Raw genomic sequence first — 12,794 nt, 5'->3', positions numbered from 1 at the left:
CCTGCCGGAAGATTGGGACTACACCCTGCAAGGGCTGGCCCGTATCAACCGGGAAAGCATCGATGCGATACGGCAGGCTATCCGGGAACTGGAACAGGCAGGCTACATCCAGCGTTCCAGAGAACGGGACGAGAAAGGGCGGCTGCGCGGTGCAGACTATGTGATCTTCGAGCTGCCGCAGCCCATTCCTGCATCGGTTTCACCTACATTGGAAAATCCAATGTTGGAGAATCCCACGCAGGAAAACCCTACGTTGGAAAATCCAATGCAATTAAATAAAGATAAACTAATTACAGAAAAACAAAAGAAAGAGAGATTAAATACCGATTCCATTCCTATCCATTCCCCAAACCCCTTGCCTTTGGACGAGGACGAGGCAGCGGCACCGCCGCCGGAACGGACAGGAAGCCGAAAGGAAGCGGCCTATCAAATCTACCGGGACCTGATTCTGGAGAACATCGAGTATGACACCCTCACCCAGAATCCCCGGATAGATCGGGAACAGCTGGACGAGATCGTGGACATCCTGCTGGAAACCGTCTGCACCAGCCGCAAGTCCATCCGGGTGGCCGGGGACGATTACCCGGCAGAGTTGGTCAAGGCGAAATTCTTGAAGCTGGACAGCCATCACATCGAGTTCGTCATGGACTGCCTGCGGGATAACACCACCAAAGTCCGCAACATCAAGCAATACCTGCGGGCCATGCTTTTTAACGCGCCCAGCACCATCAACAGCTACTATGCGTCCCTCGTGGCGCACGATATGGCGCAGCCCGATTGGGGCCGCCCGCCCAACACCTGACCGAACGGAGTACCCATCCATGAGACCACTTTACCTGCGGCGGCTGGTGGTTCCCCCCTAGCTGCCGCTCTGAATTTTCTGCAACAAGGAGGGCTTCATATTGCAGGAAGAAGTCACCCAGAAAACCATTGCCCTGTCCATGAAAACGGGCAAACTCACCGCCCAAGCGTTGCAAGCTGCACTGAAAAAATACTTGCAGCACCGGGCCAAGGGGCCAAAGCTGCACCACGGCAAGCAAAGCCTGAAACAGCTGAAAGCCCACGGCGCGGCCCTGACCAACATTGAAGTCACAGAGGCGAACATCGGGGCGTTCAAGCCCTGCGCCAAGAAGTACGGCGTGGACTTCGCCTTACGCAAGGACAAGACCACCCAGCCGCCCCACTACATCGTGATCTTCAAGGCCAAGGATGCAGACAATTTGGAACAGGCGTTCCGGGAGTTCACGGCCAAAACGCTCACCAAGGAGCAGCGGCCCTCTATCCGCAAGGTGCTGGCAGCAGCCAAGCAGAAAGCGGCCCAGCAGCCGAAACGTGCGAAGGAAAAAATCAAGCAAAGGGGGCTGGAACGATGAAGCCTGAACTGAAAAAGCTGCTGTTGCTGAATCTGCCGTATCTGCTGTTCGTGTACCTGTTCGCCAAATGCGGGCAGGCGTACCGTCTGGCTGCGGGCGCGGATGCTTCGGCAAAGCTGCTCCACCTGACGAGCGGCATCTCCGCCGCCTTTGCAAACCCGCTGCCCAGCCTGCATCCGTTTGACCTGTGCGTGGGCGTTGCCGGGGCGGTGGCTGTCCGGCTCATCGTGTACAGCAAGGGCAAGAACGCCAAGAAGTACCGCAAGGGCGAGGAATACGGCTCTGCCCGATGGGGCACCGCCAAGGACATTGCCCCCTACATCGACCCCAAGTTTGAAAACAACATCCTGCTGACCCAGACCGAACGCCTGACCATGACCGGGCGGCCCAAAGACCCCAAAACAGCTCGGAATAAAAATGGGCTTGTGATCGGCGGCTCCGGCAGCGGCAAGACCCGCTTCTATGTGAAGCCCAACCTCATGCAATGTTTCCCCACTTCCGACTATCCCACCTCCTTCGTGGTCACAGACCCAAAAGGCACACTGGTTCTGGAAACAGGCCAAATGTTCCAGCGGGCAGGCTACCGGGTGAAAATCCTGAACACGATAAACTTTTCCAAGTCCATGAAGTACAACCCCTTTGTTTACATCCACTCGGAAAAGGACGTGCTGAAGCTGGTGAATACCCTTATCGCCAACACCAAGGGCGAGGGCGAAAAATCGGCAGAAGATTTTTGGGTGAAGTCGGAACGGCTGTTCTACACCGCGCTTATCGGCTACATCTGGTGCGAGGCCCCGGCAGAGGAAATGAACTTCACCACCCTGCTGGAAATGATAAATGCCAGTGAAGCCCGCGAGGACGACCCGGAGTTTCAAAGCCCAGTTGACCTCATGTTTGAACGGCTGGAACAGAAAGACCCGGACCACTTCGCTGTCCGGCAGTACAAAAAGTTCTTGCTGTCGGCGGGCAAGACCCGTTCCTCCATCCTGATAAGCTGTGGTGCCCGTTTGGCTCCATTTGACATCCGGGAAGTACGGGAACTGATGGAGAACGATGAAATTGAGCTGGACACCATCGGGGATGAAAAGACCGTGCTGTTTTTGATTATGAGCGACACGGATACCACCTTCAACTTCATTCTGGCCATGCTCCAAAGCCAGCTTATCAACCTGTTGTGTGACCGTGCGGATGATAAATACGGCGGCCGGCTGCCTGTCCATGTGCGGCTGATTCTGGACGAGTTCTCCAACATCGGGCAGATTCCAAACTTCGACAAGCTGATCGCCACCATCCGCAGCCGGGAAATCTCGGCATCCATCATTTTGCAGAGCCAGTCGCAGCTGAAAGCCATCTACAAAGATGCGGCCGAAATCATTTCAGACAACTGCGATTCTGTTCTCTTTTTGAGTGGGCGGGGCAAAAATGCCAAAGAGATCTCCGATGCGCTGGGGAAAGAGACCATCGACAGTTTCAACACCAGCGAAAACCGGGGTTCTCAAACCTCCCACGGACTGAACTATCAAAAATTAGGAAAGGCGTTGATGTCAGAGGACGAAATCGCAATCATGGACGGCGGCAAATGTATTTTGCAGCTGCGGGGCGTGAGGCCGTTCTTCTCGGAGAAGTTCGACATCACCAAGCACCCGCACTACAAATACCTTGCGGACGCGGACAAGAAAAATACCTTTGATGTGGACAGGTTCTTATCCACCCTGCGCCGGAAACGGCAGCAGGTAGTCGCACAGGACGAAAGTTTTGACCTGTACGAAATCGCCCTGTCGGATGAAGATGCAGCCGCCGAATGGGGCGGCATTTTTTGAAAAAATTTTTGAGTGCCGCAGAACAAGCGGCAGAAAGTGAGGACCTTATGGAATTTTTCAACAGCGCAGTCGATACTTTGCAGACCATCGTGGTCGGTCTGGGCGGTGCCCTGTGTGTCTGGGGCGGCATCAACCTGTTGGAGGGCTATGGACAGGATAACCCCGGCAGCAATGCTCATGTGCGGTAAAGTAACAAATGATAATTTGATAGACAGCAGCCACTATTTCCAAAACACAGACCAATACGAAAAGCTGATGTGGGGATTTTCCTATATCAGCTTTTGTCTTTCTAAGCATTTTTTGGAAAGTGATGTATTTGTATCTTTCCTATTGACAGCCAGCCTTTGAAGTGATATATTTATCTTGTAAAGCGACAAATACATCTCATCGGAGGACACCATTATGAAAAAAAGAACGAAACTCACAATTTGCCTGGGCGTGATATGCGCTCTGCTGGTAGCAATATCTTCATGGTACACGATAGCATTTAACAATTCAAGGTTTATTGTGCCTATGGATTTATCTGAATATGTTTTCAGAGTGCAAGACCTGCCTATGATTATTTCCGGCGTACTTCTTACCTTGTATATTGTGAATATTGTTGTGTTGTTTTTGGAATCTATTAAAACAAACAGGCGTAGGGAATTAACCTTGCAATCCACCAGAACAATAAATCCCAAACTGGGTTTTTTAGGTTTATTAGGATTTGCCGGATTTTTGGGATTTTGGACTTACAGCGTTGACAAGACAATTTTTCCTTTTGTGTTTTTCCTGTTTTTCGGCTTTTTCGGATTTTTCTATGAGGGAAAAATGTCAAATACTCTTATAGATGAACGATACAAAGAAAACAAAATGAAAGCGCAAAGTGTAGCGAACAAAACTTCTCTGTCCATTATTTTTCTTGCAATACTCATTTTGGGACAGGGAAAGCTCATGGATAACCTTGAATATACCTTAATTGCTCTTGTTATTGTTATAGCTCTCTCCATAGCACTTGAAATATTCCTTAGCGAATATCTGCTATATCATTATGATAACGATGAACAGTTTGATGAAAGCGAGGAATAAACGTGCCGGATTTTGAATGTAGATTAAAAAAGTACAGGCTATTAAAGGATTTGACACAAGAGCAGTTAGCGGCACAGGTAGGCGTGCGGCGAGAAACAATTATGCGGCTGGAAAAGGCACAATACAATCCCTCACTTAAACTGGCGATTGATATTTCAAGAGTTGTTGAAGCACCGATTGAAGAAATATTCGTTTTCAAGTGATTTGTGCGGAATTATGCTTATTTTATAGGCAGTTGCGCTAATGTTAATCTGCATTGCTTGCCGCATAGCAGCTATCATGCTATTTTTGATTTACCAAGACAAAGGAGTGGAACACATCATGTTTAGTGAAAATCTAAAAACTCTCAGAAAACAGAAAGGCTTTTCACAGGAAGAATTAGCAACCAGACTTCATGTAGTCAGACAGACTATCTCCAAATAGGAGAAAAATTTGTCCGTTCCCGACGCTGATACTCTTATTCGTCTGGCTGAAATATTAGAGGTATCTGTCAGTGAATTGCTGGGTACGAAAATTGAAAATGAAAATGTCGCCAGTGATGTTGCCGAACAACTATCCAGAATAAACGAGCAACTGGCAATCAAGAACCGCCGCTCACGTCGTATCTGGAAAATTGTTGCCATTATATTGGCAGTAATCGTTCTTGTGAATATTTTTATTGCTGCCTTTTTCAGCGTTCCAGACCTCAACAGCAATACCCAGAATAACCCGCCAGCAATAAGTGATGAAACGATAAGCATAGATGAATGAAGTCGCTAAAAATAGCAAAACCAGCGGAGCAAGTCAACGGTCAAGATGAACGGGCTGCGCCCGCCGTTGACAGTTCCGACTGTCCTTGCTGGTGGGTAATCAAGGGGCGACAGCAAAAAGTGCTGCCGCCCTTTCCCATAATCGAAGAAAGGGGGATTTTCCATGACTGAATACGAAGCCTATCAAGAACATATCCGCTATACCCATGATACCTATTGCCGGATTGTTATTCGCCATGCGTCCTTTGACGCTGCCCGTATGCTGGCAGCGAGGTGGAAACGGGAAATCTCCCTTGAATACTTGACCGAAGAAAAGTTTGTTCCACTAAGCGCCATAGACGAGTATTTTCAAGTTCCAGACTATGGCGAAACTTATCCGTTCTCTGTCCGGGGGCAGACGATACTTTTAGATAGCTGTTCTCTTGCGGCTGTTCTTGCCCGATTGCCGGAACAGACGCAGGAAGAAATCTTTTTGTACTACTTTCAGCACTTGACGCAGAAAGAAATCGGAGAACAAAGCGGCTGGACACGCAGCACAATCGGGCGGCATACTCAATGACCTTGCTGCTAGCTTTGAGGGCAGGAACGAATATATTTCCCGCCTTTGCAGCTACCCCCTGCTGATACTTGATGATTTCGGTATGGAGCGAGGGACAGAATACGGGCTGGAACAGGTTTACAGCGTGATTGACAGCCGTTACCGAAGCGGCAAGCCGCTGATCGCCACGACCAACCTCACGCTGGAGGAATTGCAGCACCCGCAGGACACACCCCACGCCCGTATCTATGACAGGCTGACTTCCATGTGCGCCCCTGTCCGCTTCACGGGCAGCAACTTCCGAAAGGAAACCGCACAGGAAAAGCTGGAACGCTTAAAGCAGCTGATGAAGCAGCGAAAGGAGAGCCTATGACAGAAACGAAACAGACAAGCACCACCAAAACAGACCGCCGCCCGGACTGTGTAACGGAAATCCGCATGGGCAACTCCGTCCTTACCGTTTCCGGCTTCTTCAAGCAGGGCGCAACCGACACCGCAGCCGACAAGATGATGAAAGTGCTGGAAGCGGAAGCTGCTACACAAAAAACGGCGATTTGACCGACCATAAAGAAGCAGATTTGACGCTTTTGCCGCTATACAGACAGCCGCCCCATGTGGTACAATCAAGGTACGGAATAGTGGGGCTGGCTGTCGGAAACGGAGGATTTTATGTTAAGACAGACCAACCAACAACCAATTACCGCCCTTTACCCAAGACTTTCCCATGAGGACGAGCTGCAAGGCGAAAGCAATTCCATTTCCAATCAGAAGCGTATTCTTGAAACCTATGCAAAGCAGAACGGCTTTTCCAATCTGCGCTGGTACACGGACGACGGTTATTCTGGTGCGAACTTTCAAAGACCCGGTTTTCAAGCCATGCTTGCGGACATTGAAGCCGGAAAAGTCGGGACAGTTATCGTAAAGGATATGTCGAGGTTAGGGCGAAACTACCTGCAAGTGGGAATGTACACGGAAATGATTTTCCCACAGAAAGGTGTCCGCTTCATCGCTATCAATGACGGAGTGGACAGCGCACAGGGCGACAATGACTTTGCCCCGCTGCGGAATATCTTTAACGAATGGCTGGTGAGAGATACGAGCAAGAAAATCAAAGCAGTAAAACGCTCAAAAGGCATGAGTGGCAAGCCCATCACAAGCAAGCCTGTGTATGGCTACCTCATGGACGAGAACGAAAATTTCATTATTGACGAGGAAGCTGCACCCGTAGTCAAGCAGATATACAACCTCTGCCTTGCCGGGAATGGTCCGACCAAGATAGCCCGTATGCTCACAGAGCAGCAGATCCCCACGCCGGGGACGCTGGAATACCGCAGGACGGGCAGCACCCGCCGCTACCACCCCGGCTATGAGTGCAAGTGGGCGACCAATACCGTTGTGCATATCCTTGAAAACCGGGAATACACAGGCTGTCTGGTAAACTTCAAGACAGAAAAGCTCTCTTACAAAGTCAAGCACAGCGTAGAAAATCCCCCGGAGAAGCAAGTGATTTTCGAGAACCACCACGAGCCTATCATAGACACCCAGACATGGGAACGGGTGCAGGAACTTCGCAAGCAGCGCAAACGCCCCAACCGCTATGATGAAGTGGGCTTGTTCTCCGGCATACTGTTCTGTGCGGACTGCGGCAGTGTCATGTATCAGCAGCGATACCAGACGGACAAGCGCAAGCAGGACTGTTATATCTGCGGCAACTACAAGAAGCGCACCCATGACTGTACGGCGCACTTTATCCGCACCGACCTCTTGACCGCTGGTGTACTCTCCAATCTGCGGAAAGTGACAAGCTATGCGGCAAAGCATGAAGCCCGGTTTATGAAGCTCTTGATTGAGCAGAACGAGGACGGGGGCAAGCGCAGGAACGCCGCCAAGAAAAAGGAACTGGAAGCCGCCGAGAAACGCATAGCCGAGTTATCCGCTATCTTCAAGCGGCTGTATGAGGACAGCGTGACCGGGCGCATATCAGACGAGCGTTTCACAGAGCTGTCGGCAGACTATGAAGCAGAACAACGGGAGCTGAAAGAAAGAGCCGCCGCTATCCAAGCGGAGCTTTCCAAAGCACAGGAAGCCACCGTGAACGCAGAAAAGTTTATGAATGTTGTCCGGCGGCATACCAGCTTTGAAGAACTTACCCCTACTCTGCTGCGGGAGTTTGTAGAGAAAATCGTTGTGCATGAGTGCAGCTATGACGAGAACAAGACCCGCAGACAGGACATTGAGATTTATTATTCTTTTGTTGGCAAGGTGGACTTGCCCGAATAACCGCCCGACCTATCCGACACAATGCGCAAGTGCCGGATAGGAACGGCAAAATTTTTTACACTTCTATTACTTCTTTATCACACATCAGTAAAGAGCCAGGGCGTGAAGCAGCTGGTCGCGGGCGGCGGCGTTGCCCTGATCGGCGTGACCTTTGTCCCGCTGCTGTCCGGGCTGCTGGGCTAAGCCCTGCATCGCTGCCCACAATTTTCCGAACAACTAACACTTAAAATCCTCCTCCGCGCTCTCCCACCGAACCGGGAGGGCGCGGGAAAGGAGGTATCTTTGCTTGATTAGTGAGATCATCGAGAAATGGATAAAAGGCATTTTGATAGATGGTATCACGGGCAACCTCTCCGGCCTGTTCGATAACGTGAATGCCAAGGTGGGCGAAATCGCTTCGGACGTTGGCTCCACCCCGCAGGCATGGAACAGCGGCATCTTCAATATGCTGCGCAGTCTTTCCGAAACGGTGGTGCTTCCCATTGCGGCAGCCATCCTTGCCCTTGTGATGTGCCATGAGCTTATCCAGATGATTACCGAAAAGAACAATATGCACGACTTTGACACCTCCATGTTCTTCCGCTGGATTTTCAAGTCTGCTTTTGCCATCCTCATTGTCAGCAATACATGGAACATCGTCATGGGCGTGTTCGATGCCACCCAGAGCGTTGTCAACCAAAGTTCCGGCGTTATCATCGGTGAAACATCCATCCACTTTGACCGCCTGATACCCGGACTGGAATTTCAACTGGAAAGCATGACCATCGGCAGTCTGCTCAGCCTGTGGTTCCAGACCCTTGTAGTGGGCCTGACCATGAACATCCTGTCCATCTGCATCTTTCTTGTGACCTACGGACGCATGATTGAAATTTATGTGGTCACAGCGTTAGGCCCTATCCCGCTGGCGACCATGGGCAGCAGCGAGTGGCGCAGCACCGGGCAGAACTACTTGAAGTCTTTGCTGGCACTGGGTTTCCAAGCGTTCCTGATTATGATTGTCGTGGGCATCTATGCGGTGCTGATAAAGATTCAGCGCAGCCTTACCACCTCCAACGTGGCGGTGTTCGTGCCCTTTGTGACGCAGGAGCTTTTCCAGAGCGGTGCGGCCATGTACTACGGCATCAACGCAAAATCCCACAACATGATCATGCTGGACCGCAAGCAGGCCCGGTGTCCCAACGGCTTGAAGCTGGGCACGCCCGGCAGCGGCAAATCCATGAGCTGCAAGTCCGAAATCGTCAGTGTGTTTTTAACGACTGCTGACGATATTTTTATTTCAGACCCAGAGGCCGAGTATTACCCGCTGGTCAAGCGGCTGCATGGGCAGGTCATCAAACTTTCGCCTACCAGCAAGGACTATGTGAATCCTTTGGACATCAACCTGAACTACTCCGAAGATGACAGCCCTTTGGCCCTAAAATCGGATTTTGTGCTGTCGTTCTGTGAACTGGTCATGGGCGGCAAAACAGGTCTGGAAGCGATTGAACGCACCGTGATAGACCGTGCCGTGAAAGTCATCTACCGCCCCTATCTGGCAAACCCCTGCCCAGAGAATATGCCCATCCTCTCCGATTTGCACCAAGCCCTGCTCGACCAGCACTTGCCGGAAGCGGACCGGGTAGCGCAGGCACTCGACCTGTATGTGTCCGGCTAGCTGAATGTGTTTAACCACAAAACGAATGTGGACATCCACAACCGGCTCGTGGCCTTTGACATCAAAGAGTTAGGCAAGCAGTTAAAAAAACTGGGGATGCTCATTATCCAAGACCAGATATGGGGCCGCGTCACCCAGAACCGCAGCCAAGGCCGGGCCACATGGTACTTTGCGGATGAGTTCCATTTGCTCTTGAAAGAGGAACAGACCGCTGCGTACAGTGCCGAGATTTGGAAACGCTTCCGCAAATGGGGCGGCGTACCCACGGGCGCCACCCAGAATGTGAAGGACCTTCTTTCTTCCCCGGAGATCGAGAACATTCTGGAAAACAGCGACTTCATCACGCTGCTGAATCAGGCATCCGGCGACCGCAAAATCCTTTCGGAACGGCTGAACCTCTCCGCAGACCAGCAGAAGTACATCGACAATTCGGAACCGGGCGAAGGACTGCTGATTTTTGAGAATGTGGTGCTGCCGTTCTCAAACCCCATCCCGAAAAACACCCAGCTCTATAAGATTATGACCACCCGGCTCAGTGAGGTAGTGGAGCTATGAGCCTAACGCATTTCAGCTTGTTTTCCGGCATCGGCGGCATCGACCTTGCCGCAGAAGCAGCGGGTTTTACTTCGGTCTGCCAATGCGAGTGGGCGGCCTTTCCCGCCGCTGTTCTGGCAAGCCACTGGCCGGAGGTGCCCCGCTTTCAGGACATCACCACAGTAACAAAGGAGGCTTTCTTTGAAAAAACCGGACTTCGCACCGTCACCCTCATTTCAGGCGGCTTCCCGTGCCAGCCGTTCTCCACCGCAGGGCGGCAGCGCGGCTTCCACGATGAACGCTACCTGTGGCCCGAAATGCTGCGGGTCATCCGGGAATTGCAGCCCCGTTGGGTGCTTGGAGAAAATGTTGCTGGCTTCCTCCGTATGGGGCTCGACAAAACGCTCATTGACTTGGAGCAGGCAGGTTACGATGTTCGGGTTTTCGTATTACCTGCTGCTGCCGTTGGCGCGTGGCACGAACGGAAACGGGTATTCATCATCGGCTCCGCTGCTTCCCACACCCCTTGCCAGCGACACCGGGGATGTGGGCAAGGGGTTGGACATCCAAATCTCTGCGAACGGCAGCTATCGCAAGATGAACAAGGATGGCAAAGCATGGACGGCGCGGCTCTCTCATGTGGTCTACCGCATGACCCCCACCACGCTGGAAAGGCCCTACCTCAACCCGGACTGGGTAGAGTGGCTGATGGGTTTCCCGCGCAAATGGACGGACATTCCCTTTGGGCCGAAGAACCCGCCGACATCCCGCGCCTGACCGAAGAGGTGCCGAACCGCAGCAAGCGGATGAAAACGCTGGGCAATGCGGTTTCGCCGCCGCAGGTGTTCCCGATTCTCAAATACATTGCGGACATTGAAACAAGCTGCTGCCCGATGGGAGGTGAAGAACCTTGAAAGAATTGCAGGCAAAAGCCAAAGTCACCCAGACCATGACCCGTGACGGTCTGGTGGTGGAAAATCAAGCGGACGGCACTGTAGAGAATGTTTCCAGTCGGGAAGCGGAACAGGACTACTCCACGGATGCCGAGGGCAAGGCTGAAAAAATCTTAGAACGGGTCGAGGACATCAAGGACAAGCACAAGGCAAAGAAAAAGGCCAAGCAAGCTGCGGAAACTGCCGAAAGCGAAGATGGCCTGCACCGCTCTGCTTCCCGTCTGGAACTGACCGAGGAAGAACGGGCAGACCCGGCGTTGCAGCCGTATATCCACAAAGCGGAAGCAAAGGCTGACAAGCTGGATGCTGCCCGCGCCGCTCTGCCGAAAAAGCGCGTCCCGGTCAAGGAAAAAGTCTACGATGCCGCCAGCGGCAAGGCAAAATCCACCCTGCGTTTTGAGCAGCAGGACAAAGGCCCGCCCAGCCTGAAACCAAACCCGGCCAGCCGTCCGCTTTCGGAAGCATTGCTGTTCGCCCACGGGAAAATCCACGAGGTCGAACACGAAAATGTGGGCGTGGAGGGCGGCCACAAGGGTGAAGAACTGGTGGAGCGGCAGACTGCCAAGGCCATCCGCAGCGGCATCCGGCACCACAAGATGAAGCCCTACAAGGCCGTGGAAAAGGCAGAACGGGAACTGCGTTCGGCCAACGCCGAGTTTTTCTACCAGAAGTCCTTGCGGGATAATCCGCAGCTTGCACAGGCGGCCAGCAACCCCATTTCCCGGATGTGGCAGAAACGGCGTATCAAACAGCAGTATGCCAAAGCTGCACGGCAGGCCGGACAAGCCGCCGCGCAGGGTACAGCCGCCACCGCAGAGAACGGTTTCCGGGTAACAAAGCTGGCGGCCGAGGGCGGCGAACGGGTAGCCGAATTTGCGGCCCGGAACTGGAAAACCATTCTGATCGTGGCGGTGTTCGGTCTGCTGGCTCTGCTCTTGATAACGGGTTTGCAGTCCTGCACCGTGATGGCGGGCACCGCTGGAACCGGCGTGACGGCATCCTCTTACTTTTCCAAGGACAAGGATATGCTGGGTGCAGAAAAAACCTACGCCAAGCTGGAACAAAAACTGCAACGGTATCTCGACACCTACGAGGCCACCCACAACTACGATGAATACCATTTTTATCTGGACGAAATCGAGCATGACCCCTATGTGCTGATCTCGATTTTGTCCGCACTCCATGATGGCGTTTTTACATTGGCCGAGGTGCAGGGCGAACTTGAAATGCTCTTTGAAAAGCAGTACATCCTGACCGAGACCGTGACCATGCAGATACGTTACCGTACAAAAATGATGGTCATTATTGGCCCGTATGGTGTGCCGCAAATTATCACCTACCAAGAACCGTATGAATACTACATCTGCACGGTCAAGCTGAAGAACAAGGATTTATCCCATCTGCCTGTGGAAGTGCTGACCGAAGAACAACTCAGTGCTTATTCGCTCTATATGCGCACGCTGGGCAACCGGCCGGATTTGTTCGGCAAAGCGCAATACCCCAATGCGTCCACCATCAAGCAGCCCACCTACTACGATATTTCCCCGGAAGCCCTCAAAGATGATAAGTTCGCCGCAATGATGGAGGAAGCCACGAAGTACATCGGCTACCCGTATGTGTGGGGCGGCAGTTCGCCCAGCACCAGCTTTGATTGCAGCGGCTACATTTCGTGGGTGCTGAATCACTCCGGCTGGAACGTGGGCCGCCAGACCGCACAGGGCCTTTACAACCTCTGTACTCCTGTTTCGACGGCGCAGGTCAAACCGGGCGACCTTGTGTTTTTCAAGGGAACCTACGATACCCCCGGCGTGAGCCATTGCGGTAT

Annotated in this window: 12 protein-coding genes and 4 pseudogenes; all 16 read left to right on the top strand. The window is 52.3% G+C overall.

What is annotated here, in order from left to right:
- Positions 1 to 802: DUF6017 domain-containing protein (locus DWV57_RS13915; RefSeq protein WP_120021093.1), on the top strand; the 802-nt coding region annotated here is incomplete at its 5' end.
- A 100-nt stretch (positions 803 to 902) separates the two neighbouring features.
- A complete protein-coding gene (locus tag DWV57_RS13910; protein ID WP_120021092.1) occupies positions 903 to 1,373 on the top strand; it encodes a PcfB family protein in 471 nt (156 codons plus the stop codon).
- Positions 1,370 to 3,193 carry a VirD4-like conjugal transfer protein, CD1115 family gene (locus DWV57_RS13905; RefSeq protein ID WP_120021091.1) on the top strand — a complete coding sequence of 608 codons (1,824 nt, stop codon included), beginning with the start codon at positions 1,370 to 1,372 and terminating at the stop codon, positions 3,191 to 3,193. The genes DWV57_RS13910 and DWV57_RS13905 overlap by 4 nt, the downstream gene beginning before the upstream one ends.
- Before the next feature lie 47 nt (positions 3,194 to 3,240).
- A complete protein-coding gene (locus DWV57_RS13900) occupies positions 3,241 to 3,381 on the top strand; it encodes a Maff2 family mobile element protein (RefSeq protein ID WP_044960906.1) in 141 nt (46 codons plus the stop codon).
- A gap of 214 nt (positions 3,382 to 3,595) precedes the next feature.
- Positions 3,596 to 4,261, top strand: coding sequence for a DUF3796 domain-containing protein (locus tag DWV57_RS13895; protein WP_050540877.1), 666 nt, complete (start codon positions 3,596 to 3,598; stop codon positions 4,259 to 4,261).
- Between the two features lie 2 nt (positions 4,262 to 4,263).
- Positions 4,264 to 4,464 (top strand): helix-turn-helix transcriptional regulator, encoded by a 201-nt coding sequence (locus tag DWV57_RS13890; RefSeq protein ID WP_032747079.1) that lies wholly within the window; start codon positions 4,264 to 4,266, stop codon positions 4,462 to 4,464.
- A 229-nt stretch (positions 4,465 to 4,693) separates the two neighbouring features.
- The gene (locus DWV57_RS13885; protein WP_243032367.1) at positions 4,694 to 5,011 is read left to right on the top strand and encodes a hypothetical protein; all 318 of its coding nucleotides are present in this window, start codon (positions 4,694 to 4,696) and stop codon (positions 5,009 to 5,011) included.
- 162 nt (positions 5,012 to 5,173) lie between these two features.
- Positions 5,174 to 5,569, top strand: a complete 396-nt coding sequence (locus DWV57_RS13880) for a sigma factor-like helix-turn-helix DNA-binding protein (protein ID WP_120021090.1) — start codon at positions 5,174 to 5,176, stop codon at positions 5,567 to 5,569.
- Positions 5,559 to 5,921 (top strand): annotated as a pseudogene (locus tag DWV57_RS13875) (ATP-binding protein); the annotation flags it as partial. The gene DWV57_RS13880 and the pseudogene DWV57_RS13875, both read left to right, overlap by 11 nt.
- Complete coding sequence (locus DWV57_RS13870; protein WP_002569233.1) at positions 5,918 to 6,106, top strand: transposon-encoded TnpW family protein; 189 nt, start codon at positions 5,918 to 5,920, stop codon at positions 6,104 to 6,106. The pseudogene DWV57_RS13875 and the gene DWV57_RS13870, both read left to right, overlap by 4 nt.
- A 111-nt stretch (positions 6,107 to 6,217) precedes the next feature.
- On the top strand, positions 6,218 to 7,828 hold the full coding sequence (locus DWV57_RS13865; RefSeq protein WP_120021089.1) for a recombinase family protein: 1,611 nt from the start codon (positions 6,218 to 6,220) through the stop codon (positions 7,826 to 7,828).
- Between the two features lie 90 nt (positions 7,829 to 7,918).
- Positions 7,919 to 8,011 (top strand): annotated as a pseudogene (locus DWV57_RS14995) (Maff2 family protein); the annotation flags it as partial.
- Positions 8,012 to 8,114: 103 nt separating this feature from the next.
- Positions 8,115 to 8,855, top strand: a pseudogene (locus DWV57_RS14635) (CD0415/CD1112 family protein); the annotation flags it as partial.
- Positions 8,850 to 10,037: pseudogene (locus DWV57_RS14700) on the top strand (PrgI family protein); the annotation flags it as partial. The pseudogenes DWV57_RS14635 and DWV57_RS14700, both read left to right, overlap by 6 nt.
- Positions 10,034 to 10,930, top strand: coding sequence for a DNA (cytosine-5-)-methyltransferase (gene dcm, locus DWV57_RS13850; protein ID WP_120021087.1), 897 nt, complete (start codon positions 10,034 to 10,036; stop codon positions 10,928 to 10,930). The pseudogene DWV57_RS14700 and the gene dcm, both read left to right, overlap by 4 nt.
- Positions 10,927 to 12,794 (top strand): C40 family peptidase (locus DWV57_RS13845; RefSeq protein WP_133303657.1); only part of this gene is annotated, 1,868 nt, incomplete at its 3' end. The genes dcm and DWV57_RS13845, both read left to right, overlap by 4 nt.

Origin of the sequence: Faecalibacterium sp. AF10-46, assembly GCF_003604105.1 — a bacterium.
Taxonomy (GTDB): Bacteria; Bacillota; Clostridia; order Oscillospirales; family Ruminococcaceae; genus Faecalibacterium; species Faecalibacterium taiwanense.
Note: the sequence above shows the minus strand (reverse complement) of the source record. Positions and strands in the feature narration are given on the sequence as shown.

Coding starts and splice junctions, on each gene's coding strand:
- DWV57_RS13905 (WP_120021091.1), top strand. CDS start 1,370: ATGAAGCCTGAACTGAAAAAGCTGCTGTTGCTGAATCTGCCGTATCTG.
- DWV57_RS13900 (WP_044960906.1), top strand. CDS start 3,241: ATGGAATTTTTCAACAGCGCAGTCGATACTTTGCAGACCATCGTGGTC.
- DWV57_RS13895 (WP_050540877.1), top strand. CDS start 3,596: ATGAAAAAAAGAACGAAACTCACAATTTGCCTGGGCGTGATATGCGCT.
- DWV57_RS13880 (WP_120021090.1), top strand. CDS start 5,174: ATGACTGAATACGAAGCCTATCAAGAACATATCCGCTATACCCATGAT.
- DWV57_RS13870 (WP_002569233.1), top strand. CDS start 5,918: ATGACAGAAACGAAACAGACAAGCACCACCAAAACAGACCGCCGCCCG.
- DWV57_RS13865 (WP_120021089.1), top strand. CDS start 6,218: ATGTTAAGACAGACCAACCAACAACCAATTACCGCCCTTTACCCAAGA.
- dcm (WP_120021087.1), top strand. CDS start 10,034: ATGAGCCTAACGCATTTCAGCTTGTTTTCCGGCATCGGCGGCATCGAC.